The 22,816-nt window shown below is 62.4% G+C and carries 22 protein-coding genes, 1 tRNA gene and 2 pseudogenes; 13 read left to right on the forward strand and 12 right to left on the reverse strand.

The genetic code is table 11. From position 1 onward, the window contains the following. Window positions 1–4: 4 nt before the first annotated feature. On the forward strand, window positions 5–1,360 hold the full coding sequence (gene hemN, locus PARACOCCUSGL_RS0101620; protein ID WP_010392390.1) for an oxygen-independent coproporphyrinogen III oxidase: 1,356 nt from the start codon (window positions 5–7) through the stop codon (window positions 1,358–1,360). Here hemN and PARACOCCUSGL_RS0101625 read toward each other — a convergent pair. From PARACOCCUSGL_RS0101625 to PARACOCCUSGL_RS0101640, 3 genes are all read right to left on the reverse strand, one after another. Then, entirely contained in the window at window positions 1,357–2,310 is a 954-nt protein-coding gene (locus tag PARACOCCUSGL_RS0101625) for a cation diffusion facilitator family transporter (RefSeq protein ID WP_010392394.1), read from the reverse strand. The two genes, hemN and PARACOCCUSGL_RS0101625, sit on opposite strands and share 4 nt — an antisense overlap. A 45-nt stretch (window positions 2,311–2,355) precedes the next feature. Then, a complete protein-coding gene (gene polA, locus PARACOCCUSGL_RS0101630) occupies window positions 2,356–5,190 on the reverse strand; it encodes a DNA polymerase I (RefSeq protein ID WP_010392396.1) in 2,835 nt (944 codons plus the stop codon). Window positions 5,191–5,355: 165 nt separating this feature from the next. Further along, window positions 5,356–5,544: a zinc-finger domain-containing protein gene (locus tag PARACOCCUSGL_RS0101640; protein ID WP_010392399.1), complete on the reverse strand. Its 189-nt coding sequence runs from the start codon at window positions 5,542–5,544 to the stop codon at window positions 5,356–5,358. Between the two features lie 69 nt (window positions 5,545–5,613). Here PARACOCCUSGL_RS0101640 and PARACOCCUSGL_RS0101645 point away from each other — a divergent pair, with 69 nt between their 5' ends. Then, complete coding sequence (locus tag PARACOCCUSGL_RS0101645) at window positions 5,614–6,564, forward strand: ABC transporter ATP-binding protein (RefSeq protein WP_010392400.1); 951 nt, start codon at window positions 5,614–5,616, stop codon at window positions 6,562–6,564. Here PARACOCCUSGL_RS0101645 and PARACOCCUSGL_RS0101650 read toward each other — a convergent pair. After that, the gene (locus PARACOCCUSGL_RS0101650) at window positions 6,561–6,935 is read right to left on the reverse strand and encodes a histidine triad nucleotide-binding protein (RefSeq protein WP_010392402.1); all 375 of its coding nucleotides are present in this window, start codon (window positions 6,933–6,935) and stop codon (window positions 6,561–6,563) included. The two genes, PARACOCCUSGL_RS0101645 and PARACOCCUSGL_RS0101650, sit on opposite strands and share 4 nt — an antisense overlap. A gap of 11 nt (window positions 6,936–6,946) precedes the next feature. After that, window positions 6,947–8,524 (reverse strand): DUF5928 domain-containing protein, encoded by a 1,578-nt coding sequence (locus PARACOCCUSGL_RS0101655; RefSeq protein WP_010392404.1) that lies wholly within the window; start codon window positions 8,522–8,524, stop codon window positions 6,947–6,949. 161 nt (window positions 8,525–8,685) lie between these two features. On the opposite strand from PARACOCCUSGL_RS0101655, the gene PARACOCCUSGL_RS0101660 reads away from it, so the two are divergent. The 4 genes from PARACOCCUSGL_RS0101660 (at window position 8,686) to PARACOCCUSGL_RS0101675 (ending at window position 12,116) form a co-directional block, all read left to right on the forward strand. Continuing rightward, the gene (locus tag PARACOCCUSGL_RS0101660) at window positions 8,686–9,504 is read left to right on the forward strand and encodes a sulfotransferase family protein (RefSeq protein ID WP_010392405.1); all 819 of its coding nucleotides are present in this window, start codon (window positions 8,686–8,688) and stop codon (window positions 9,502–9,504) included. A 304-nt stretch (window positions 9,505–9,808) separates the two neighbouring features. Next, on the forward strand, window positions 9,809–10,015 hold the full coding sequence (gene rpmF, locus PARACOCCUSGL_RS0101665; protein WP_010392407.1) for a 50S ribosomal protein L32: 207 nt from the start codon (window positions 9,809–9,811) through the stop codon (window positions 10,013–10,015). Between the two features lie 17 nt (window positions 10,016–10,032). Next, on the forward strand, window positions 10,033–11,145 hold the full coding sequence (plsX, locus tag PARACOCCUSGL_RS0101670; RefSeq protein WP_010392409.1) for a phosphate acyltransferase PlsX: 1,113 nt from the start codon (window positions 10,033–10,035) through the stop codon (window positions 11,143–11,145). Further along, window positions 11,145–12,116: a beta-ketoacyl-ACP synthase III gene (locus PARACOCCUSGL_RS0101675; RefSeq protein ID WP_010392410.1), complete on the forward strand. Its 972-nt coding sequence runs from the start codon at window positions 11,145–11,147 to the stop codon at window positions 12,114–12,116. The genes plsX and PARACOCCUSGL_RS0101675 overlap by 1 nt, the downstream gene beginning before the upstream one ends. A 3-nt stretch (window positions 12,117–12,119) precedes the next feature. On the opposite strand, the gene PARACOCCUSGL_RS0101680 is transcribed toward PARACOCCUSGL_RS0101675, so the two are convergent. Then, entirely contained in the window at window positions 12,120–12,395 is a 276-nt protein-coding gene (locus PARACOCCUSGL_RS0101680; protein WP_010392412.1) for a DksA/TraR family C4-type zinc finger protein, read from the reverse strand. Between the two features lie 212 nt (window positions 12,396–12,607). On the opposite strand from PARACOCCUSGL_RS0101680, the gene ihfA reads away from it, so the two are divergent. The 4 genes from ihfA (at window position 12,608) to PARACOCCUSGL_RS0101700 (ending at window position 14,866) form a co-directional block, all read left to right on the forward strand. Beyond that, window positions 12,608–12,916, forward strand: coding sequence for an integration host factor subunit alpha (gene ihfA / locus PARACOCCUSGL_RS0101685; protein WP_010392413.1), 309 nt, complete (start codon window positions 12,608–12,610; stop codon window positions 12,914–12,916). Beyond that, window positions 12,916–13,545 carry a MerR family transcriptional regulator gene (locus tag PARACOCCUSGL_RS21360; RefSeq protein ID WP_010392415.1) on the forward strand — a complete coding sequence of 210 codons (630 nt, stop codon included), beginning with the start codon at window positions 12,916–12,918 and terminating at the stop codon, window positions 13,543–13,545. Before ihfA ends, PARACOCCUSGL_RS21360 begins: the two co-directional genes overlap by 1 nt. 115 nt (window positions 13,546–13,660) lie before the next feature. Then, a tRNA-Pro gene (locus PARACOCCUSGL_RS0101695) sits at window positions 13,661–13,738 on the forward strand. Between the two features lie 60 nt (window positions 13,739–13,798). Next, window positions 13,799–14,866 (forward strand): 2'-deoxycytidine 5'-triphosphate deaminase, encoded by a 1,068-nt coding sequence (locus tag PARACOCCUSGL_RS0101700; protein ID WP_010392417.1) that lies wholly within the window; start codon window positions 13,799–13,801, stop codon window positions 14,864–14,866. A gap of 278 nt (window positions 14,867–15,144) precedes the next feature. Here the strand turns inward: PARACOCCUSGL_RS0101700 and PARACOCCUSGL_RS22320 are convergent, their stop codons facing one another. Then, window positions 15,145–15,363, reverse strand: coding sequence for a hypothetical protein (locus PARACOCCUSGL_RS22320; protein ID WP_237701478.1), 219 nt, complete (start codon window positions 15,361–15,363; stop codon window positions 15,145–15,147). 175 nt (window positions 15,364–15,538) lie between these two features. Here PARACOCCUSGL_RS22320 and PARACOCCUSGL_RS22560 point away from each other — a divergent pair. The 3 genes and pseudogenes from PARACOCCUSGL_RS22560 (at window position 15,539) to PARACOCCUSGL_RS21180 (ending at window position 16,970) form a co-directional block, all read left to right on the forward strand. After that, window positions 15,539–15,902, forward strand: a pseudogene (locus tag PARACOCCUSGL_RS22560) (phage protease). A gap of 76 nt (window positions 15,903–15,978) precedes the next feature. After that, window positions 15,979–16,305, forward strand: a pseudogene (locus PARACOCCUSGL_RS22565) (phage protease); the annotation flags it as partial. Between the two features lie 86 nt (window positions 16,306–16,391). Beyond that, window positions 16,392–16,970, forward strand: coding sequence for a hypothetical protein (locus PARACOCCUSGL_RS21180; RefSeq protein ID WP_010392424.1), 579 nt, complete (start codon window positions 16,392–16,394; stop codon window positions 16,968–16,970). A 236-nt stretch (window positions 16,971–17,206) separates the two neighbouring features. Here PARACOCCUSGL_RS21180 and scpB read toward each other — a convergent pair whose 3' ends face one another. From scpB to argS, 5 genes are all read right to left on the reverse strand, one after another. Further along, window positions 17,207–17,869 carry an SMC-Scp complex subunit ScpB gene (gene scpB, locus PARACOCCUSGL_RS0101735; RefSeq protein ID WP_029371298.1) on the reverse strand — a complete coding sequence of 221 codons (663 nt, stop codon included), beginning with the start codon at window positions 17,867–17,869 and terminating at the stop codon, window positions 17,207–17,209. Continuing rightward, window positions 17,866–18,699, reverse strand: a complete 834-nt coding sequence (locus PARACOCCUSGL_RS0101740; RefSeq protein WP_010392430.1) for a ScpA family protein — start codon at window positions 18,697–18,699, stop codon at window positions 17,866–17,868. The genes scpB and PARACOCCUSGL_RS0101740 overlap by 4 nt, the downstream gene beginning before the upstream one ends. A gap of 60 nt (window positions 18,700–18,759) precedes the next feature. Then, window positions 18,760–19,746, reverse strand: a complete 987-nt coding sequence (gene nagZ, locus PARACOCCUSGL_RS0101745) for a beta-N-acetylhexosaminidase (RefSeq protein WP_010392432.1) — start codon at window positions 19,744–19,746, stop codon at window positions 18,760–18,762. 4 nt (window positions 19,747–19,750) lie between these two features. Beyond that, entirely contained in the window at window positions 19,751–20,896 is a 1,146-nt protein-coding gene (locus PARACOCCUSGL_RS0101750) for an SPOR domain-containing protein (protein WP_010392433.1), read from the reverse strand. Window positions 20,897–20,963: 67 nt separating this feature from the next. Next, the gene (gene argS, locus PARACOCCUSGL_RS0101755; RefSeq protein ID WP_010392435.1) at window positions 20,964–22,709 is read right to left on the reverse strand and encodes an arginine--tRNA ligase; all 1,746 of its coding nucleotides are present in this window, start codon (window positions 22,707–22,709) and stop codon (window positions 20,964–20,966) included. Window positions 22,710–22,816: the final 107 nt, after the last annotated feature.

Here is a 22,816-nt window from a genome sequence, read left to right on the forward strand (position 1 = left end):
CAGTATGGAACAGCAATCGCAACTTGAGCGCCTGGGATTGTTTGACGCACGTGTGCCGCGTTACACGAGCTATCCCACCGCGCCGCATTTCACCGCCGCAATAGGTGAGCCCGTCTTTCGCGAATGGCTGGGCGCGATCCCGGCGGGCGCCTCGATCTCATTGTACATGCATGTGCCCTTCTGCCGGCGGCTATGCTGGTTCTGCGCCTGCCGCACCCAGGGTACGCAATCCGAGGAACCGGTCCGCGCTTATGCCGAGGCCCTTCTGACCGAACTTGAGATGCTGAAGGCCGCTCTTGCACCGGGCGTCCGGTTGTCGCGACTGCATTGGGGCGGCGGCACGCCGACCTTGATGCCGGCCGAGATGATGCGCCGCGTTGCGGGTGCCGTACTTGATGCCTTCCCGCTGGCTGAAGGCGCGGAATTCTCGGTCGAGATCGACCCCAATGAGATCGATGATGCACGGATGGACGCGCTGGCCGATGCGGGGTTGAACCGTGCCTCGATAGGCGTGCAGGACTTTGACCCCGAAATCCAAAAGATCATCGGCCGCGAGCAAAGCTTTGAAACTACCCGGCGCGCTGTCGACATGATCCGCGACCGTGGCATTGCCAGCCTCAACACCGACATTCTTTACGGCCTGCCCGATCAGACCCCCTATCGCATCTCGGAATCGGTGCAAAAGCTCTTGGCGCTATCGCCCGACCGGGTCGCCCTTTACGGTTATGCCCATGTGCCTTGGATGGCCAAGCGCCAGGTAATGCTGCCGTCTGACCGGTTGCCTGACCCCCATGGGCGGCTGAAGCTGTTTGAGACTGCGCGTGCCCTGTTTCTGGCCGACGGCTACGAAGAAATCGGCATCGACCATTTCGCCCGTCCGGGAGATGGGCTTGCGCAGGCACAAAAGACGGGCCTTTTACGGCGCAATTTCCAGGGCTACACCGACGACCGGGCCGAAGTGCTGATCGGGCTTGGCGCCTCGTCAATCTCGCGTTTCCCACAGGGCTATGCGCAGAACGCACCTGCGACCGGCGCACATCTGGGCCATATCCGCGAAGGCCGCTTTTCGACCGTGCGCGGCCACAGGTTCAGTGCCGAGGACAAATGGCGCGCCCGCATGATCGAGGCGCTGATGTGCGATTTCGAGATCCGCGCCGAAGAATTCACCCGCGACTATGGCTTTGACGCAGAAAGCCTTGATCAGCTATTTGCACCCGTCAGAGCCCATTTCGGTGAGATGGTCGAATGCGACAGCACGGGCCTGCGCATCACCACGCAGGGCCGGCCGCTGACCCGGATGATCGCACGGATGTTTGACGGCTATGACATGGCTGCCTCGGGACATTCGGCCGCGATCTAGTGATGGTGATCGTGGCTACCGTGATCGTCATGGCCATGGTGATGACGGGAGTCACTACAGGGTGCGCCCTCGCGCTCGGTCTCGATAGTGGCATGATCAATGCCGAAATCTTGCCGCAGTAGCGCCTTGACACGCTGAACGGCCAGACCCTGATCGGCGCCATCGCGCATCACCAGATGGGCGGACAGCGCGTTGCGACGCTCATCAATCTGCCACAGATGCAGATGATGGGCGCTGGCAACGCCCTCGACCCCGGTAACCGTACGGATCAGGGCCTGATGGTCGATACCCGGGGGCGCGGCAAGCATCAGCATACGCATGACCGGCCCGATCTCTTGCCCGACATGCCACAGGATGACGGCCGAGATCAGCAGCGTCAGCAGCGGGTCGGCGATCTGCCAGCCAAAGGCCCAGATCAGCAACCCGCCAAGGATCACCGCCAACGAGACCGCCGCATCTGCAAGGTTGTGCAGGAAAGCCGCGCGGATGTTGACGCTTTCGCGCGATGCCCGCCAGACCAGCGCCGCCGTGGCGATATCGACGATCAGGGCAAAGCCCGCCAGTGCCATCACCAGCCCGGCCCCGACCTGAGGGGGTGAGGCCAGCCTGCCCAGCGCCTCGATCGCAAGCCAGACCGAAATGGCAATCAGCGCCACATAATTGACAAAGGCCGCGACGATCTCGGCCCTACCCCACCCATAGCTCATCTCAGGGGTGGCGGGCCGGCGGGCAAGACGCCGCGCGCCAAAGGCCAGCACCAGAGCCAAAGCGTCCGAAAGATTATGCACCCCGTCCGCGATCAGAGCAGTTGAGTCGGCGATATAGCCACCAAGGATCTGCGCCCCGGTCAGCGCAAGGTTGACCACCACCGCGACCAGAATGGTGCCATCCCCCGCTCCGCCCGGCAGATGCGAATGACCGTGCCCGTCATGGATGTGCGAATGGCCCATTACACCCTCTCATTGCCTGGGGCTGCTGACCGGAGACATGCCCGCTTAATGCGCCTCGGCCCAGTTCAGGCCCTGCCCTGCCTCGACGATCAGCGGCACATCCAGCTGAACAGCAGGATCTGCCGCGCCCTGCATCACATCGCGCGCCACCTCGATCAGTTCGGGCACCGCTGTTTCCTCAACCTCAAAGACCAGTTCGTCATGCACCTGCAGCAGCATCCGGGCCGGCAAATGCCTGATTGCATCGGGCATACGGATCATGGCGCGACGGATGATATCGGCGGCCGCACCCTGAATTGGCGCATTGATCGCCGCGCGACGCGCCCCGCCCGCTGCCGGACCGGACTGGTTGATGCCAGGTGTCATGATCCGGCGCCCAAAGAGGGTGCGCACGAAACCGTCCTGCTTGGCCTCGGCCACCACGCGATCCATATAGGCGCGGATTTCGGGAAAGCGCTCAAAATAGGTGTCGATAAAGCTTTGCGCCTCGGCGCGCGGAATGCGCAGGTTGCGCGCCAGACCAAAGCCAGAAATGCCATAGATCACGCCAAAGTTGATCGCCTTGGCGCGGCGGCGGATCATCGGGTCCATCCCCTCGACCGGCACGCCGAACATCTGGCTTGCGGTCATGGCGTGAATGTCGATCCCGTCGCGGAACGCCTGTTTCAACGCCGGGATCCGGGCGACATGGGCAAGGATGCGCAACTCGATCTGGCTGTAGTCAAGGCTGACAAGCCGCATCCCCGGCCCGGCAATAAAGGCTTCGCGGATACGGCGCCCCTCTTCGGTCCTGACCGGGATGTTTTGCAGGTTGGGATCGGTCGAGGCCAGCCGTCCGGTCTGCGCCCCGGCAATCGAATAGCTGGTGTGGACGCGGCCGGTTTCGGGGTTCACGTGCTGAGGCAGCGCATCGGTATAGGTCGACTTCAGTTTGGACAGCGCCCGCCAGTCCAGCACCCGCGCAGGAAGCTCATGCCCCTCGGCGGCAAGATCCTCAAGCACCTCGGCGCTGGTCGAAAACGCCCCGGTCTTGCCCTGCTTGCCGCCTTGCAGGCCCATACGTTCAAACAGGATTTCACCCAGCTGCTTGGGGCTGCCAACGTTGAAAGGGCCGCCGGCGAGGGTATGAATTTCTGCTTCCAGCGCCGCCATCTTCTGCGCAAAGGCGCTGGACATCCTCCGCAGATGTTCAGCGTCGATGCGGATGCCCGTCATCTCCATATCAGCAAGGACGGGCACCATGGGACGTTCCAGCCTCTCATAGGCGGTAGTGACATGGTTAGGGGCAAGTTTCGGACGTAAATGGTCCCAAAGCCGCCATGTCACCTCGGCATCCTCGGCGGCATATTCACTGGCCTTGTCAACCGGCACCTCGGCAAAGCTGATCTGGGTCCGGCCCGTCCCGATCAACTCTTTGATCGGCACGCAGCGATGGCCAAGATACAGCTCGGCCAGTTCATCCATGCCGTGGTTATGCGCCCCGGCATTCTGCGCATAAGACAGCAACATGGTGTCGTCGATGGGCACCATCCGGATGCCGTGGCGGGCCAGAACCTTCCAGTCATATTTGATGTTCTGGCCGATCTTCAGCACCGCCGGGTCCTCAAGCACCGGCTTGAGCAATTCAAGCGCACGCTCGACCGGCATCTGCCCCTCGACCAATGCACCAGAACCAAAAAGGTCGGCCGTGCCCTCGACATGGCCAAGCGGCAGATAGGCGGCCCGCCCCGGTCCGGTGCAGAGCGAAATCCCGACCAGCCCGGCCTGCATCTCATCAAGGCCGGTCGTTTCGGTATCAATGGCGACAATGCCTTTCTCGGCAATCTCGGTCAGCCATTCAGCCAACACCGCCTCATCGCGGATGGTGACGTAAAGGCTGCGGTCGATGGGTGGCAGTTCGGCAACCGGCGCGGCGGGACTGGCGGCAGCAGTGATCGGGGCCGAGGGCTGTTCGCTAACCACAGGAGGCTCAACCTCGAAACGGTCGGCAACCCGCCGGGCAAGGGTGCGCAACTCAAGCCGGGTCAGAAACTCCAGCAGCGGCTCTGGCTCGGGTTCGCGGATCGAGAGGCTTTGAAGCTCCATCTCCAGAGGAGTCTCGCAGTCAAGTTCGACCAGCCGTTTCGAGATGCGGATCTGTTCGGCATTGTCGATCAGCGTCTGGCGACGCTTGGGCTGCTTGATCTCTTCGGCCCGGGCAAGCAGCGTTTCCAGATCGCCGTATTCCTGAATAAGCTGGGCGGCGGTCTTGATGCCAATGCCGGGCGCACCGGGCACGTTATCGACGGAATCGCCTGCAAGCGCCTGCACATCAACCACCCGCTCGGGGCCGACGCCGAATTTCTCGAACACTTCGTCGGGGCCGATGGGCTTGTTCTTGATCGGGTCCATCATTTCGACCCCGCCGCCGACAAGCTGCATCAGGTCCTTGTCCGAACTGATGATGGTCACACGCCCGCCCGCATCCCGCGCCCGACAAGCCAGAGTGGCAATGATATCGTCAGCCTCATACCCCTCGGTCTCGATACAGGCGATGTTGAAGGCTCGGGTCGCCTCACGCGTCAGCGGGAATTGCGGGCGCAGATCTTCGGGCGGCTCGGGGCGGTTGGCCTTGTAGAGAGGATAGATCTCATTGCGGAACGTGCGCGACGAATGGTCAAAGATCACCGCCGCATGGGTCGGCTGGTCCGAACCCTTGCCGTCCTGAAGATATTTCCACAGCATATTGCAAAAGCCGGCAACCGCGCCCATCGGCAGCCCGTCACTGCGCCGGGTCAGCGGCGGCAGCGCGTGATAGGCGCGAAAGATAAAGGCCGAGCCGTCGATCAGATGCAGGTGGTGGCCTTTGCCGAAAGCCTCATTGTCGGTTGCCTCACCCATCTGCGCATCCTCCTGCCTGTCGTTTCGGCCTTCTTACTGCCACGAAGCGCCCGGCGGGCCAAGAGCAAGCACCGGCCCCCAGCCTGCCCGCAGCGTCAGCCACGCATAGGCCATCAGGCGGCAGGCATGATGCCGCCGCCCTGTCATTTCAGGCTAAAGCCAGGATCAGTGGTCGTCGTGCGCGTGTTCGCGGTCGATGACGAAACGCTTGTCGCAATAGCCGCATTCGACCCAGCCGGTATCCCGCGGGATGGCCAGCCAGACGCGCGGATGACCCAATCCCCGCTTTTCGTCTCCGTCGCAGGCAATCTTCCAGGAGGTGACGGTTTGTATCTCGGGGGCCGGAATGGTCATGGCGGTTCCTTGAGCTCTGACAACAAACAGGTTTAAACCGGTCGCGATATTAATGAACGTGGTGAGCCGATGCCAGCCCCCGCAAGCAATCCCAACGCTATCGAAATCAGCGGTCTGACCAAGACCTATGCCGGGGCGGGCAAACAGCCGGAAAAGCACGCTCTGAAAGGGCTGGATCTGGCGATTCCTGCCGGATCGATCTTTGGCCTTCTGGGGCCAAACGGGGCGGGAAAGTCGACCACGATCAACATCCTTGCCGGTCTGGTACGCAAAACCTCGGGCAAGGTGACGATCTGGGGCTTTGATCAGGACGTAAACCCGCGCCAGTCCCGCGCCGCCATCGGTGTGATGCCGCAAGAGTTGAACATCGACCCGTTCCTGACCCCGCGTGCCAGCCTTGAGGTGCAGGCGGGCCTGTACGGCGTACCCAGACGTGAACGCTGGACCGATGAGCTGTTAGCGCTTGTGGGGCTGACCGAACAGGCCGAAAGCTATTCTCGCCACCTATCAGGCGGAATGAAGCGTCGCCTGTTGCTTGCCAAGGCGCTGGTCCACCGCCCCCAGATCCTGGTTCTGGACGAGCCGACGGCAGGCGTCGATATCCAGCTGCGTGAAATGTTATGGCGTAACGTCCGGCGGCTAAACGAACAGGGGATGACCATCATCCTGACCACCCACTATCTGGAAGAAGCCGAAGAGATGTGCGACCGCATCGCCATCATCGACCACGGCGAGCTGGTGCTTTGCGAGGATACCTCGGCCCTGCTCGGCCGCGCGGATTCCAAAACGTTGGTTGTCGATACGGGGGATGCCCGTACCCTGCCCCACTTGCCCGAGGCAGCCCGTGCCGAACGGCGCGCAGATGGCCGTCTTGCACTCAGCTATGCGCCCTCACGGGTAACGGCGGACCGGCTGATCGACGCGCTGCGCGCAGCGGGCCTGCCGATCCGCGATGTCACGGTCGAGGCGCCCGATCTTGAGGATGTCTTTGTCCAGCTGACCGCGCGCCCGCGCCCCTAATCGGGCTGAACCATCCGCCCCATCGGGCGACCGCCAAGGATGTGCAGGTGGAAATGCGGAACCTCCTGCACGCCATGGGCACCGGCATTGGTAATGGCACGGAAACCCTGTCCGCTGTCCAGCGACACACCCAGATCGCGCGTCACCCGCGCCACCGCCCGGTGGAAATCCACGATCTCGGCATCCGAGGCATTGGCCGAAAAGTCGTCATAGCTGACATAGGCGCCTTTTGGGATCACCAGCACATGCACCGGCGCCTGCGGACGGATGTCACGAAAGACCAGCGTATGTCCGGTCTCCAGCACGGTGTCGTTCGGGATCTCTCCACGCAGGATGCGGGCAAAGATGTTGTTGTCGTCATAGGCGGGCATCCGCTCTCTCCTCAGTCACTGAACAGGTCCGGGGTTCTGGCAAGCATCAGCGCCGTTCTGGCCGGAACTTCAAGGAAGCGCGCAAGCTGCGCGGCATTCTCTTCGGCCGAGCGCCAGGGCGCAATGGCATGGAAAGCAGCGAATTCCATATCACGCAACCGCTCGGCCTCATGCTCAAGATCCGCGCGCACCAGAGGCAGCAGCCGATCGACCACGCCGGGCGCAGTCTCGGCCCCGGCCAGCCCCACGCGGGCGATATGGCCACGCAGGTAGTCGTCGTCAAACTGCGAATCAATCATCAGGACGCGCGTATCCGCCTTGTCCGAGGTCAGGTCCTGAATCAGATAAAGCTCGGACGGGTCCAGACACAGGATCAACCGGTTCGATTCAAAGTGTTGAAACAGCAGCCGGATCAGCGCGCGCCGGTGACGGTGACGCTTTTCGACCGTAGTTTCGACCCCGCCAAGATCAGGCAACCCCGCCTCAAGTTCGTTAAAGGCGAAATCGACTGCCGGGATCTTGGTATGCTGCCGAATCGAGGCCGTCAGCCGTTTCGCGACATGCCATTTCTTGGAAGCCAGCAGAAGCAATGTGTTTGAGCGGCCAAGACTGCCCTCGGCCTCCCAGAAACGCTGGCCAAAGCGCCGCCCGACCCGGCCCCGCCCGGTCAGAAAACGAAACAGCCCCGTGGCCTCGTTCGAGATCGGAAAATGCACATCTTTGGCTGTCCAAAGCGCGCCAAGCCGCTCACGCAGGCGGATCGCCTCGGGGCTGATCTTGCGGGCAAACAGGTAGTTCTGCCCCATGAGCAGATCATAGTGGTCGTTGTAAAAGGTGACCGGCATGCCGTAATCGGTAAAGATCAGATAGGTCAGCGTGCGCGCCCGGATCTCTTTTCCCGGCACGACGTGGGGCACGATGGTCTGAAAGAAGGTCTCGTCCGGAATCCATGTCGTGGCGAAAAAGCGCATTACGTCGGGACGGTTGGCGCAGAACTCAAGCACCTTCTCGACGGTCTGACGGCGCAGACACCACCATTGCGAACCGATCATGACCTGAATGTCGGCAGGCACCTTGCGAGTCAGACCAAACCGTTTCTGCAGGTTGTAGCTGGTGTAGAAGAGCCACTTTTGGGTACGTTCGTTGAACCAGTGACGATAGATCAGCCGCTCTTCCTTGAAGCCGGTCTTGATCCAGCCCGATTCGAAAAAGTCGAAACTTTCGATATAGTCGCAGTCTTCTGCATCCAGAAAGGCATGGGCATATTCGGCCGATTTGATCGGCATGCAATCGCCGGAAAGCATGTAAAAATGCGTCGCCTGTGGAAATGCGACAATTGCGGCACGCACGGCCTCAAGCGTGGCGGCCACAAGGGACCATTCGCCCCAGCCGCATTTCCAGCGCCGCTGGACAAAAGTCACCGACGGGTTGCCCCCCAACGCCCCGCGAATTTGCTCGTAATCCCGAGGGTTAGCGCGCGCATCAAAGTGAATTGAGACATAATCACCCGATGCAGCAAGGCGACGCGCCTGCGCGATAACGCCTTTGGGATCCTTGTGGCAAAGGAGAATGAAGGCAATTCGTGCCATCTATTATAAACCTATCCCATCAACATGAAGGGGGAACGCGTTACAGCAGGTTGAATTTTCTCCTGCGATTTGCTTTTTGTCCTTACCGATTTTGGCCGGATGGGCAACCCGGCGGGTCGCTTACTCCGACCAAGAGCAGCTTCGTGAAGGATAATAGTAGAATGGGTTTTCCTGGAACCTGGATGACGGAAAGCGAAAGCATGGTCTATCGGGTGGTGCCGAAATGCGCCTGCTCCTCGATCGGACAGATCATGTTCTATTCCGACCATGGGCGGTACTTCGATGGTGACATCCACGATTCCACCAGCGGACTGCACAAGTGGAACCAGCCTGACAGCCAACCGCTCATCGAGGCGAATGTGCAGGCGCACAAGGCGCTGACGTTCACCTGCGTGCGCAACCCCTACGCACGTATCCTGTCCTCGTTCTTCGACAAGATTGCCGGCATCCAGCGCAATGGCAAACGCTACCGCGGCAACCTCGTGCCGCAGCTGATGCAGCGCTACGGCGTCGATGTCGGCAGCCCCGAAAACGGCTTCGAGTTCGATCAGATCAAGAGCTTCCGCCGGTTTCTGCTGTTTGCGCGCGACACCATTCGCTGGCGCCGCCCGATGGAGCCCGACATCCACTGGTCTGCCATGTCCGGTCATATCGCCACCTTCATCGTGAACGGCGGGCGCTATGATCAGATCTTCTTTACCGAAAAGTTCAACGAAGGCATGCAAAAGGTGCTGGATGCCTCACCGACCCCGGTAAAGCTCGACGTGAACGATGTGCCAAAGTTCAACGAATCAGAGGGGCACGGCCCCAAGCGCGCGCATAAGGTCAGCGATTATTTCGACGACCTGTCGCGCCATCTGGTCTGGGAGGTCTATAAAAAGGACTTCCAGCTCTTCCGTTACGACTTTGACAATCCCGACAACAAGATGCCCAAGGGCGAGGTTGATCTGGACGAGGTACACGCCAAGCTTGGCCGCTAAAGCGGTCCTGGCAGGAGCGGTTTCCCGTCTAAAAACGCAATCTGAAGAGGCGGCGCATCAGCGCCGCTTTTTAATTACTGGCCCGAAAAGCTTTTTCAAAGATTTCCCTTGCGAAATGCAAAAATGGCGCTATTTTCCCGCGTTCATTCGACCGGCGGGGGAACCCCGGACCGCGACCCCCGCTTAGCGACCAGTTTTGGCGACTTGCGGTCAGCGTTCCGGTAGCCTATGCCCGCGCCAGACCCGAACACCGAATCCGGGGCCGCCCTGCCGGGTTGCCCCCCGAACCAGTTGAGGTTGTGACATGGCCGTCCCTCAGAACCGAGTTACCCGCTCCCGCCGCAACATGCGTCGCTCGCATGACGCGCTCGTCGCCGGCAACCCGAATGAATGCCCGAACTGCGGTGAGCTGAAGCGCCCGCATCACGTCTGCCCCTCCTGCGGCCATTATGCCGACCGCGAGGTGGTCGCGCAGGCCAATGAGGTCGATCTGGACGAAGACGCGGCCTAAGCGGACCGACCGCGGATATGGCTTCGGCAGAAACCAGTTCCCTGCCTCGCGTCTCTGGTGACGGGGGCGGCGTGGTGATCTCGGTCGATGCGATGGGCGGCGATCGCGGTCCGGCGACGGTGATCGCTGGCGTCGCTGAAAGCGCCCAGAAGAACCCGCATATCCGCTTTGTCGTCCACGGCCCGAAAGCCGAGCTTGAGCGGCTGATCAGCCGCCGCAGCGGCCTGGCCGGGCGTTGCGACATCCGCGACGCCAGCGGTGTGGTCACCATGGATGACAAGCCCAGTCAGGTGCTTCGCAAAGGCGAAGGCACCTCGATGTGGTCTGCCATCGAATCGGTGCGTCAGGGCGAAGCGACTGCCGCAGTCTCTTGCGGCAATACCGGGGCGCTGATGGCGCTGTCGATGATGCGGCTGCGCAAGCTGCCCGGCGTCAACCGGCCTGCCATCGCCTGCCTCTGGCCGTCGCGAAATCCGCAGGGCTTCAATGTCATGCTGGATGTCGGCGCCGATATCCGGGCCGATGCCCAGGATCTGCTGACTTATGCGCTGATGGGGGCGTCCTACGCCCGTAACGGCTTTGGACTGGAAAGCCCGCGCGTCGGTCTTTTGAACGTCGGCACCGAAGAGCATAAGGGCAGGCCCGAGCTGAAACAGGCCCATGAACTGATCCCCACCATCGCGCAGGCTGCGAACTTTCGCTATGTCGGCTTTGTCGAAGGCGGCGACCTGCCATCGGATCGGGTGGATGTGATCGTGACCGACGGCTTTACCGGCAATGTCGCGCTGAAAACCGGCGAAGGCACGGCAAAGCTGGTCGGCGATTTCCTTAAGGAAGCATTCGGAAAATCGGTGCTGTCCAAATTCGCGGCCCTGCTGGCGATGGGCTCACTCCGCCGGCTGCAAAAGCGCATCGACCCGCGCCGCGTCAACGGCGGCGTCTTTCTGGGACTGAACGGAACCGTGGTGAAATCGCACGGTTCGTCCGATGCGACCGGCGTTTCCGCAGCAATCAAGCTGGCCTTCCGGCTGGCCCAATCCGGTTTTCAGGAACGGCTGGCCGCCCGCGTAGCGCAATCCGTCGCGGCAGCCAGCCAAATCAACGGCAGCAAGGAAAGCGAGGCGTCCTGATGCGGCGTGCGATCGTCCGGGGAACCGGTCACTACCTGCCTGAGCGCGTGGTCGAGAATACTTGGTTCGAGGACAAGCTGGACACCAGCGACGAATGGATCCGCACCCGCACCGGTATCGAGCGGCGCCATTTTGCCGCCGATGACCAGCGCACCAGCGATCTGGGCATCCACGCTGCGCAGGCTGCGCTGGCCAATGCCGGGATCACCGCCGATCAGATAGATGCGGTAATCGTCGCAACCTCGACGCCCGATCTGACTTTTCCTTCGGTTGCGACCATGGTGCAGGCCGGTATTGGGATGCGCAGCGGCTTTGCCTATGATGTACAGGCGGTCTGCGCGGGCTTCATCTATGCGCTCGCCAATGCCGACGCCATGATCCGCGCTGGCCTTGCGGATCGCATCCTGCTGATCGGGGCCGAGACCTTCAGCCGGATCATGGACTGGACCGACCGCTCAACCTGCGTGCTTTTTGGCGACGGTGCCGGGGCGGTGGTGCTTGAGGCCGCCGATGGTGCGGGCGATTCTTCGGATCGCGGCATCCTTGCGACAGATCTGAACAGCGACGGGCAGTATCGCGACCTGCTCTATGTCGATGGCGGCGTCGCCTCAACCGGTACGGCAGGGCATCTGCGCATGCAGGGCAACCTGGTCTTCCGTCACGCTGTTGAGAAACTTGCCGATACCGCACATCGCGCGCTCGACAAGGCAGGCCTTGCGCCGCAAGAGGTTGATTGGCTGGTGCCGCACCAGGCCAACCTGCGCATTATCGAAGCGACCGCCAGGCGGATGCAGCTGCCGATGGAGAAAGTCGTGCTGACGGTGGCCGATCACGGCAATACCTCGGCAGCTTCGATCCCGCTTGCAATGTCGGTAGCCAATTCCGAAGGCCGTTTCCAATCCGGTGATATTCTGGTGGCCGAGGCTATCGGCGGCGGCCTTGCCTGGGGCTCGGTCGTCCTGCGTTGGTAAGCACTATTTCAGCTGCGAATCCTTTGAGCCGCGCCGGTTGATACCTGCGGCCGGCTTCCAGGCTTTATCGCGGCCGGACTGGCAATCAACGCATAGCCGGACGCCAGGAATAGCCTGCCGGCGCGCCTCAGGAATCGGCTCATCGCATTCGTCGCAGAACCCGGCGCTTTCACGGGCAACGCGCTGCGCATTACGCAGCCGCATGCGCTCGATCGCCTCTTGCGTCGAGACCTCGATCTGCTCGTTCACCGCATCATCATGCGCCCAGCCACCCGCCATGAGATTTGCTCCATCCAATCCCTTTCCTTTTCAAGATAGGGTTGAATCTCTGTGCTTCCAAGCTGCCCAGCAGGATGTCTACTACGCATTGTGGTGGTAAGGCGCGAATAATGCGAAACAAAATCAAGGAATGATGGAACGGAATCCGGTCGCAGTTGTTGACTCGACGCTTTAAAGAAATCATCCTTCACAGCATTCAAGAGGTTTCCGAGATGAGCGACTCCACCTTGACCCGCATGGATCTGGCAGAAGCCGTGTTCCGTGAGGTGGGACTGTCCCGCCACGAATCGGCTCAGCTTGTCGAGAGCGTGCTTGGCCATATCTCGGACGCGCTGGTGCGCGGCGAGCAGGTCAAGATCTCGTCCTTTGGCACCTTCTCAGTCCGCGACAAGAATGAACGCGTCGGCCGCAACCCCAAGACCGGCGAAGAAGTGCCGATCACGCCACGCCGGGTTCTGTCCTTCCGTCCGTCGCATCTGATGAAGGATCGTGTTGCAGCCGGGAACAGGCGCAAGGGCTGATGAGCAAATCCCCCGACGCCTTCAGATCCATCGGAGAGGTCTCGCGCCTCGTTGGCGTCGCGCCGCATGTCCTGCGATATTGGGAAACGCAATTTTCACAATTGGCTCCGGTAAAGCGTGCGGATGGGCGTCGCTATTACCGGCCTGATGACGTCCGCCTCGTCGCCGGCCTCTATCAGGTCATGCGCGAGGAAGGCCTCAGCATCCGCGGCGCCAAGCGTCTTATCGCCGCCGACCGTGGTACAGGCTTGCGTGAAATCGGCGCTGCAAGGCTGGGTGAAACCAGGGAAGATGCTGCAACAGCTCAACCAGCCACCCCGGCAGTGCGCCTTGCCGTGCCCGAACCAGCGCCTGCTGCACTGCAACCACCAGCGCGACCAGTCAGAATCTCACGCGTCACATCACGCGAACCCGAATCATTGCCATTGTTCGCCGGGCTGGAACCTGCGGCAGCGCCCGCCCAGCCTTCTGTCCCCTCGCCTTCTGTTCCCTCGCCAACGCCTGATTGGCTCTCGCGGTTGGCCGCAACTGCGCTCGCGCTTCGTCAGCACGAATGGCAGGATCGCACTCTTCCAGCCACGGCAAAAGCCCTGCACGACGCCCTGCAGAATCTTTGTCAGCGCGCATGATTGCCTGCAGCCGCGCGCCGCATGGGATCTTATCCCCAGCAATCGAAAATCTTGGTGAAAATTCCACCCTTGGCCTCTTGTGCTGGGCGCCCGCTTCGCTCTATATGCCCCTCGTCGGGCCGTGGCGCAGCCTGGTTAGCGCGTCCGTCTGGGGGGCGGAAGGCCGCGAGTTCGAATCTCGCCGGCCCGACCATTCCGAAAACGCCCATCCCCACCCGGGGATGGGCGTTTCCTTTTGCCAAAGGGGTTTTGCGTGAACGGAGTCCTTCCCGATACCGCCCTGCGCCAGCTGATCGAAAGCGGGGCGATCTCGGCTGACCAGCCGATCCTGCCCGAACAGATTCAGCCCGCAAGCCTTGATCTGCGCCTGGGCAGCACCGCATGGCGGCTGCGCGCTTCATTCCTTGCTGGACGCGGACGCAAGGTCAGCGACCGGCTCGCGGATTTCGAAATGCACCGCATGGACCTGACCGGCGGTGCGGTGCTTGAAAAAGGCTGCGTCTATCTGGTCCCGCTGATGGAGCGGCTGTCCCTGCCCCAAGGTCTCGATGCCGTCGCCAATGCGAAAAGCTCAACCGGGCGGCTCGATCTGCTGACGCGGCTCGTCACCGACGAAGGCACCGAATTTGATCGCCTTGCCGAAGGCTATGACGGCCCCCTTTACGCCGAAATCTGCCCGCGCAGCTTCTCGGTACTGGTCCGGCCGGGCATGCGCCTGAACCAGCTGCGATTGCGACAGGGCCAGGCGGTTCTTTCCGATACCGAATTGCATCACCTGCACAGGCAGGAGCCGCTGGTAACGGGTGAGGCACTGATCGACGACGGTCTCGGTTTCTCGGTAGATCTGCGGCCCACCCAAGGCGATCTGGTCGGATATCGCGCCCGCCCCCACAGCGGTGTCATCGACCTTGACCGCATCGGTGCCTATCAAGCACGCGATTTCTGGGATGAATTACACACCACAGACGGCCAGCTGATCCTCGACCCCGGTGCCTTCTACATCCTCGTCAGCCGTGAGGCAGTGGCGATCCCGCCCGATTATGCCGCCGAAATGGCCCCTTATCTGGCCATGGTGGGTGAATTCCGGGTCCATTATGCAGGGTTCTTCGACCCCGGCTTCGGCCACGGCGCTGCTGGCAAAGGCGCGCGCGGCGTGCTTGAGGTACGCTGCCACGAAGCACCCTTTGCGCTCGAGCACGGTCAGGTCGTCGGCCGCCTGGTCTATGAACGCATGGCAGCGCGCCCCGAACGCCTTTACGGCACCGGAATCGCATCGAACTACCAAGGCCAGGGCCTTAAGCTGGCCAAGCAGTTCGCTTGACTTCCCCGACGCCCGAATGCGCCTCTGCTTCTTTCGTGCCCCAATATCCCGGGGGAGTCGCGCGGCTGACAGGTGACAAGAGGTTTGAGACTCTGCGATTTACCGAGCGTGTAAAATCAATGGGTTGCAAGGGTGAGTGTCAAAAGGTTTGAGCCTTTCGGCACGCAAGTCGCCTTTTTCGTGGAATCGTGTATACTCTGGCGACGAAAAATCAATAGGTTAGCTGAAAAGGTGCGCACGGTTTTACGCAGATCTATCGTTAAGCGGAAACTCAACGGTTAACGATAGATCTGCTTTATCGTGGATGATCGCACGGTGGCAAAGACCGATGGCAGCGCCACCCGCTCGCCCGCCGGGGTGGTCGAGGACGTGGATTCCTCGGGTGTATGGGTTCGCCTGGACGAAGCCTTGACGCGGGCGCTGGCATGAACCGTCCTATCGAATTCGCCGTTGACCTGACGCTGACCGCCGAAGGCCAGGCCCCGGAATGGGTTCATCTCTTGCCGCTTGGCCACTTCGCTGCACGCGACGGGCGGGTGTTCGACAACTCGGACCCCGCTGCGCTGATCGCCACCTTCCGCGCGCGGGCGGTCGATCTGCCGATCGAAGAACGACCGACCCGAGGCCCGCCTGAATGGTCTGGTTCCGGCGGCTGGTTGGGTGAAGGAACTGATGCGCCGGGCGGATGGTATCTGGGGCCGCATCGAATGGACCGCGCGCCCGCGAGATGATCGCCAACCGCGAATATCACTATCTCAGCCCGGCGATCAAATACCTCAAGTCCGGCGGGAAGGTTACGATGATCAAGGGCGCAGGTCTTGTGCATTCGCCCGCGCTGCGCCTGACTGCGCTTACCGACGAGCGCCAGGACGGTGACAACCCCAGCATCGCCGCCCAGGTCGTGGCCGAGGCGTTGGGGCTTGCACCCGATGCCAGCAAAGCCGGCATTCTGGACCTGCTGCAACGCTTGCGCGACATGCTGGGCCGGGCGACGGGGCCAAAGGCGCCGTCGCGCAGCTGGCCGAGCTGGACATGATCGCGCGCGACCTCGGGCAAGAAAACCGGATACCGTGCTATGCGGAGGGTGAACCGGATCCGGCCCGCTTCGTGCTGGCGGAGCGGTCCTGACCGAGCGCAATGAGGCACAGGCCGTGCTATGCGAACAGAACGCCAAAACGCGGGTCGATCACGCTTTCGCTCGGGGCTATCTCTCGCCTGCTATGCGCGACTGGGCGATGGCCCCCTGCATGTCGGATCAGTCGAGCTTAGATCTGTTCATCAAGAAGTCGATCCCGCTGTCCGCGCATCTGTTCCAGCCCGCGGCCACATCGACCATGCCGCCCGGATTTGCGCAAAACGGCGGCGCGGCGATCCGTTCGGCCGAGGAAATCGCGATCTGCGAGCAACTCGGCCTCAAGCCCGGATCGCTTCTGGATTGACCGGATCGGGCCGTGACGGGCGGCCGGAGCGCAGATCCACCGCGAAAGAAACACAAAGCGCCAGTTCAACGCCTGATGAAGCCCTGTTGCAGCATGTGGCGGCACATCGTCCAGGCCGACCGGGCAAGATCGCTTCGGACTCCGAATTGCGCGCCTTCGTCGAAGCGCGGCTTTCGCACATGACCTTTGCCGGGATCGAGGCTGCGGTGACGGCGCAGGTCGCGCCTTTCGTCCAGGTCCCCGGGCTTGAGGGCGCGATTCGCTTCATTCTCGCCTTCGGTGGTGCCGAGCTTTACATCGGCAAGAACCCTCGCGACACCAACGAGCTGGTGCAGATGTTCGGGCGCAAGTCTGCCGAGGCGTTCGCGACCCTCGCCACGCTGTCCCGCCGCATCCCCCCGCGAAGCCATGGCTTGCCGCCCATTCCCATGCGCAGGGTCTGTCCATTGCCCGGATCGCCCACAAGCTGCGCATCTCCGATATCTCGGCGCACCTATCTGCGCCGCGAGGCCGAGAACCGCGAACGACTGCGCGCCGACGCCGAACGCCGAACGCCGAACGCCGAAGATCACGCCTCCCTGCCCGCAATCCTCTGCAATCGGTTATTCCCAGCTGATGCCACGAAAAACAGGCTCAGATCTTTTGACACCGGTTTTGACACATGACCGCGGCGGGGGCAGAGCCCCAGCTACCGCATCCGCCGCAGGATCCGCGTTACCTGTTGAAAGCGCTTCGTTGTCTCACGCGCAGCCTTGTCACGGCGACGCTGCTCAGCGGTACGCTTTTCACCTGGTTTCGGCGCATTCATCCGCCGGACGCCCCAGTTCAGTAAACGATTGCCAAACATGCGCGTCAGCATATTGATAAGTTGGTTCCAATTCATAAAGTTACCCTAAACATCTCACTCATCCTCGAATAAATCTTCGGCCAGAACCTCGGCATCATCCTCAGGCTCGGTGTCGAAAAGTCCCGGCGCCCCGGCCTCGCCGGGCGGGCGCGAATCCAGCAACCCCGCTGCGCGCAGCTCGGCCAGCCCCGGCAGGTCACGGGCGCTTTCCAATCCGAAATGGTCCAGAAAGCTTTCGGTCACAACAAAAGTCACCGGCCTGCCCGGAGTCTGACGACGGCGGCCGATGCGAACCCAGCCAAGTTCAATCAACTGGTCCAGAGTGCCCCGACTGACTGCGACGCCGCGAATCTCTTCGATCTCGGCCCGGGTGACGGGCTGGTGATAGGCGATGATGGCAAGGGTTTCGGTCGCAGCACGGGACAGACGACGACTTTCAACCACATTGTCCTGCATCAGAAAGCCCAGATCGGCGGCGGTGCGAAACGCCCAGGAATCGCCGACGCGCGCCAACTGCACCCCCCGCCCTTCATAGCGCGTTCGAAGTGCCTGCAGGGCCTCGCCTGCGTCACAGCCCGCGGGCAGGCGCGTCGAAATCTCGCGCAGGCTCATCGGCTCGGCCGAGGCAAAAAGGATCGCTTCGACCATACGCTCCTGCTCGGCAAGTGGAGGTGGCGGAAAACGCTTCTGATCTGGGTCTTGATCGTCCTGACTCATTGGGGACGCCTGCGGATAGTGATTGGGGCAAAAGTGTCGGACTGGCTGATCTCCAGCGCGCCCTGGCGGGCAAGCTCCAGCGTCGCGGCAAATGTTGCGGCGGTGGCCGAGCGGCGGCGCTGTGAATCGGCGTCCCACCCTGCTGGCAAAAAGGCAGCAAGCTCTGTCCAGTCACCGGCAAAGCCAATCAGCCCACGCACACGGTCAAGAGCCTGTTCCATCGTCAGAACATCGCGGCGATCAAACGCATAGGGGCGGAACTCGTCACGGGTGCGCAGCCGTGCATAGGCGCGCATCAGGTCAATCAGCCCGGCCTGCCAGGTGACCCGTCGCTTTTGCACCACGGTCTCGGGGGCTCCGCGCGGGAAACGGTCCTGACCCAGCCGATCGCGGGTCATCAGCCGCGCCGCTGCCTCGCGCATCGCATTCAGCCGCTCAAGCTGAAAGGCCAGATGCGCGGCCATTTCCTCGGCGCTCGGACCCTCGGCCTCGGGATCAGGGGGTAGCAGAAGGCGAGATTTCAGATAGGCAAGCCATGCGGCCATGACCAGATAATCAGCCGCCAGTTCTATACGCAGCGCCCGGGCCTGATCGACAAAGGACAGATATTGGTTGGCCAGTTCCAGAACCGAGATCTGCATCAGATCGACCTTTTGCGTCCGTGACAGGGTCAGCAAAAGATCAAGCGGCCCTTCAAAGCCCGAGACATCAACGACCAGCACCTCTTCGGCACGGCGCTCGGCCACGGCCTGCGGCTCAAGCCCCGGCAGATGTGGTGCCGGCCCGGGATCAGGGTCGGGCACAGGGGTCAGATAGGGCACCTTGGTCATGACGCTTCCGGGTAAGGAACCCGTGCAGAATCCGTCATGGGCCTGCCTTAGTCAACCTAATCAGGCCGCAAGCCCGCCAAGCGCGGTCAGTTCCGCGCGAAGCGCAGCGATATCCTGATCGGCAGGTGCGTGCCGCAAGGCCAGCGCCACCTCGCCGCGTTCAACGGCACGATGGGACATCGCCCCGGCAGCCGCGACGATCTGCTCCATCTGCTCAAGCGTCTCGTTGCAGGACAGGACCAGATCGCAACCGGCGGCCATAGCCGCAGCGGCACGCCCGGCCAGCGAGCCTGACAGCGCCTGCATCCCGATATCATCGGACATGAGCAGCCCGGCAAAGCCGATCTCGCGCCGGATCACCTCGATCACCGGTGCAGAGGCAGTGGCGGGCGCATCGTCGATGGTTGTAAACCGGATATGCGCGGTCATTGCCATCGGCAGGTCGGCAAGGGCGCGGAAGGGCGCAAAATCAGTCTGGCGCAGCTCGTCCAGAGGCGCCTCGACCACCGGCAGGTCCTTGTGGCTATCGACCCGAGCCCGACCGTGACCCGGCATATGTTTGACGACCGGCAACACCCCGGCGGCCAGCATGGCCGAGGCAGCCGTCCGGCCCAGCCGGATCACCGTATCGGCATCCGTACCAAGACAGCGGTTTTTAAGGAAAGGATGTGTATCCTCGCGCGCAATGTCCAGGACCGGGGCGCAATCGGCATCAATACCGACGGCACGCAGCTCCTGTGCCAGCAGATAATGATGCAGCCAGATCGCGCGTTCTCCCCGACCTGCCTGATCCAGGGGCGCGGGCCATTCGGTCCAGTGCGGGGCCCGCAGACGCTGGACGCGCCCGCCCTCTTGATCAATCAGGACCGGGGCATCACGCCCCACGGCCTCGCGCAGATCTGCCGTCAGCCGGCGCAGGCGGTCCGGCGTATCGACATTGCGCGCAAACAGGATAAAGCCCCAAGGGTTCGCTGCGCGGAAAAAATCGCGCTCGGCCCGGCTCAGGTCCGGGCCGGCGATACCGCCAAGGATGGTGGCTCCCGGCATCTGCTTACTTCGCCGAGGCAGGGATACAGTCCACGCCCTCGGCAATCAGAGCGGCGCAGAAACGCCGTGCCTCGTCTCGCGAGGCAAAGCCCGCGGCGCGCAGGCGCCAGAAGGTGCGGCCATTGGCCTTATGCTCCTGCACGACCATGCCCTTGCCGGCAAAGAGTGCCGAGAGCTTGCCCGAGACGCGGTTCCATTCGCCACGCGCCAGCGCATCACTGTCAAAGGCGCCGATCTGCACAAGCGGCGCACCCGAAGCAACCTTGACCGGGGCTGCGGACGGGGTCTGCGGCTGCTCGGCCGGACGGCTTTCCACAGCAGCGGCAGCCGGGGCGGCGTCGCTGGCGACAACCGGGGCCGCCGCAGCCACGCGGCGCGGACGCGGCGCAGGCCGGGCAGATTGCGCGATGGCACCGGCGGACGGCGCAGCAGAGGCCTCGGCCAATGCAGTAGTAATGGCGATATCGCGCGGTTCATTCCCGGCCAGATCGGTCACAGCCTCATTCACCGGCGCGTCGGCAGCCGGAGCGTCCGAGATAACCGCATTGGCGACAGCGTTGGCCGCAGCCTCTTCGGCAACTTCGCCGTCGGGACGCGCAATAACGCGGCTCGGCTCATCAACAAGCGGCAAATCAAGAGGATGCGAGGGCTCTTGCGCGGTCGCGCCCAGTTCGCCCATCGGCACGTCCTGACCGCCAAGCGGGGTCGAGGACGGCGCGATCGCCACCTGGTCCACCTGTCCCGGCTCGGTCCCGGCTGCAACCGTGTTGACGGCCAGCCCGATGCGGTCAGTCAGCTCGCCACCCGGATTATCGGGCGCGGTACGGGCCTCGCCTTCGATGGCGCGGATCACCGGCACGCCGGACACATCGCGCACCACCAGCTTATAACCCCAGACCACCAGCATCACGATCAGCCCGACCGAGACGAGGGCGCCCAGATAATGGGTCAGCCGTGAAATGCGTCCAACAAGTGTCGGAGCTTCGACCAGCGAATCGGCCTCGGTCTGGTAACGATGATCATCCCAGCCCTCATCCTGCCAGTCGTCCTGATAACCCTGATGCCCGTCGGCATAGGTATGGTCATGCGACAGCCCGCGAGGCTGCGCCCCTTCAAACCCGCCCGAGGAGCGGAAATCTATCACCGTCATTCCTGCCTGCCTGCCGGTTTTTCCGACGCTGCTCGTTTATCTTTACGTCCCCGGCCGGGCGCCTGTGTCAGCGCATTTCCTTGGCCGGAGTCACTCCCAAGATACCAAGGCCGGCCGAAATGACAACGCCGACAGACCGTACAAGGGCAATTTTCGCGGCGGTCGCCTGCGAATCCCCGTCCTGCAGAAAGCGCAGGGCCGGTTCGTCATTGCCGCGGTTCCACAGCGAATGCAGCGCAGAGGCGATATCGTAGAGGAAGAAAGCGACCCGATGCGGCTCATGCGCCCGGGCGGCGATTTCGACCGTGCGTGGCCATTCTGCAACTTTCCGGGCCAGATCCAGCTCGGCCGGATGCGAAATTTGCGCCAGATCCGCCTTCGAAAGCGCCGCGTCCGAGGTATCGACGCCCATTTCGCCCGCCTTGTTCAGGACCGAGTTCACCCGGGCGCTGGCATATTGAACGTACCAGACCGGGTTGTCCTTGGACTGCTCAAGCACCTTGTCAAAGTCGAAATCCAGCGCCGCATCGTTCTTGCGCGTCAGCATGTGGAAACGGGTGACATCCGAGCCGGCCTGCTCGACCACATCGCGCAGGGTGACAAAGGTCCCGGCGCGCTTGGACATCTTGAAGGGCTCGCCGTTCTTGAACAGCCGCACAAGCTGGATCAGCTTGACATCCAGCGGCACCCGGCCATTCGACAGCGCCTTGACGGCAGCGGTCATACGCTTGACATAACCGCCATGGTCGGCGCCGAACACGTCGATCAGCGCGTCAAATCCGCGGTCGATCTTGTCCCAGTGATAGGCAATGTCCGGGGCGAAATAGGTCCAGCTGCCGTCCGATTTCTTGACCGGGCGATCCACATCGTCACCATGCGCGGTCGAGCGGAACAGGGTTTGTTCGCGCGGCTCCCAATCCTCGGGGGTCTTGCCCTTTGGCGGCTCAAGCACGCCCTCATAGATCAGTCCGGCTTCGCGCAGCCGCGCGATTGCAGCCTCGATCCGGCCAGTGCCGTAAAGCGCCTTTTCGCTTGAGAACACATCCATATGGACATTGAGCAGCGCCAGATCCTCGCGGATCATCTGCATCATCGCGTCGGTGGCGAATTCACGCACCTCGGCCAGCCATTCGGATTCCGGCTTGTCGAGCAGGCTTGTGCCGTATTTCTCTTTCAGCGCCTCGCCGACCGCGATCAGATAGTCGCCGGGGTAAAGTCCGTCGCGGATCTCGGGCTCAAGGCCGTTCGCCTCGCGGTAACGCTCATAGGCCGAACGCGCCAGCACATCGACCTGTGCCCCGCCATCATTGATATAGTATTCGCGCGTGACATCATGTCCCGAGAAATCCAGCAGCGCCGCCAGCGCATCACCAAAGACCGCGCCACGGGTATGGCCGACGTGCATCGGCCCGGTCGGGTTGGCGCTGACGAATTCGACGTTGATCCGTTTGCCCTTACCCATGTCCGAGCGGCCGTAATCCGCCCCGACCTTCAGCGCGGCGCGGATCACACCCTGCCATTCAGAGGGCGCAAGGCGCAGGTTCAAAAATCCCGGCCCAGCCACCTCGGCCGAGGTAATGCGCGGATCGGCACCCAGACGCGCGGCCAGCGTTTCGGCGATCTCGCGCGGCTTCTTTCCGGCGGGCTTGGCCAGCACCATGGCAGCGTTCGTGGCCATATCGCCATGGGCCGGGTCCCGAGGCGGCTCAACCGTCACGTTCGCGGTGTCGAGGCCCGAAGGCAGCTCGCCCGCCTGTTCCATCTGTGCCAGCGCATCAAGGACCAGCGCGCGGATATCCGAGAATAGGTTCATGGCTTCCATCCATAAGTCCGGGCCGGGATAACGCTTGGTTATGGGGGCCGTCAACCGGGCCAGAGCCCGGGACAAGGCAGCTACGCATGACCGAAAAACCGGCATCA

Source organism: Paracoccus sp. TRP (assembly GCF_000185925.1).
Classification (GTDB): Bacteria; Pseudomonadota; Alphaproteobacteria; order Rhodobacterales; family Rhodobacteraceae; genus Paracoccus; species Paracoccus kondratievae.

Bases quoted from the DNA above. Each gene is read 5' to 3' on its own strand.
- hemN (WP_010392390.1), top strand. From the start codon at position 5: ATGGAACAGCAATCGCAACTTGAGCGCCTGGGATTGTTTGACGCACGT.
- PARACOCCUSGL_RS0101625 (WP_010392394.1), bottom strand. From the start codon at position 2,310: ATGGGCCATTCGCACATCCATGACGGGCACGGTCATTCGCATCTGCCG.
- polA (WP_010392396.1), bottom strand. From the start codon at position 5,190: ATGGGTGAGGCAACCGACAATGAGGCTTTCGGCAAAGGCCACCACCTG.
- PARACOCCUSGL_RS0101640 (WP_010392399.1), bottom strand. From the start codon at position 5,544: ATGACCATTCCGGCCCCCGAGATACAAACCGTCACCTCCTGGAAGATT.
- PARACOCCUSGL_RS0101645 (WP_010392400.1), top strand. From the start codon at position 5,614: ATGCCAGCCCCCGCAAGCAATCCCAACGCTATCGAAATCAGCGGTCTG.
- PARACOCCUSGL_RS0101650 (WP_010392402.1), bottom strand. From the start codon at position 6,935: ATGCCCGCCTATGACGACAACAACATCTTTGCCCGCATCCTGCGTGGA.
- PARACOCCUSGL_RS0101655 (WP_010392404.1), bottom strand. From the start codon at position 8,524: ATGGCACGAATTGCCTTCATTCTCCTTTGCCACAAGGATCCCAAAGGC.
- PARACOCCUSGL_RS0101660 (WP_010392405.1), top strand. From the start codon at position 8,686: ATGGGTTTTCCTGGAACCTGGATGACGGAAAGCGAAAGCATGGTCTAT.
- rpmF (WP_010392407.1), top strand. From the start codon at position 9,809: ATGGCCGTCCCTCAGAACCGAGTTACCCGCTCCCGCCGCAACATGCGT.
- plsX (WP_010392409.1), top strand. From the start codon at position 10,033: ATGGCTTCGGCAGAAACCAGTTCCCTGCCTCGCGTCTCTGGTGACGGG.
- PARACOCCUSGL_RS0101675 (WP_010392410.1), top strand. From the start codon at position 11,145: ATGCGGCGTGCGATCGTCCGGGGAACCGGTCACTACCTGCCTGAGCGC.
- PARACOCCUSGL_RS0101680 (WP_010392412.1), bottom strand. From the start codon at position 12,395: ATGGCGGGTGGCTGGGCGCATGATGATGCGGTGAACGAGCAGATCGAG.
- ihfA (WP_010392413.1), top strand. From the start codon at position 12,608: ATGAGCGACTCCACCTTGACCCGCATGGATCTGGCAGAAGCCGTGTTC.
- PARACOCCUSGL_RS21360 (WP_010392415.1), top strand. From the start codon at position 12,916: ATGAGCAAATCCCCCGACGCCTTCAGATCCATCGGAGAGGTCTCGCGC.
- PARACOCCUSGL_RS22320 (WP_237701478.1), bottom strand. From the start codon at position 15,363: ATGAACCCATTCCGGGGCCTGGCCTTCGGCGGTCAGCGTCAGGTCAAC.
- scpB (WP_029371298.1), bottom strand. From the start codon at position 17,869: ATGAGTCAGGACGATCAAGACCCAGATCAGAAGCGTTTTCCGCCACCT.
- PARACOCCUSGL_RS0101740 (WP_010392430.1), bottom strand. From the start codon at position 18,699: ATGACCAAGGTGCCCTATCTGACCCCTGTGCCCGACCCTGATCCCGGG.
- nagZ (WP_010392432.1), bottom strand. From the start codon at position 19,746: ATGCCGGGAGCCACCATCCTTGGCGGTATCGCCGGCCCGGACCTGAGC.
- PARACOCCUSGL_RS0101750 (WP_010392433.1), bottom strand. From the start codon at position 20,896: ATGACGGTGATAGATTTCCGCTCCTCGGGCGGGTTTGAAGGGGCGCAG.
- argS (WP_010392435.1), bottom strand. From the start codon at position 22,709: ATGAACCTATTCTCGGATATCCGCGCGCTGGTCCTTGATGCGCTGGCA.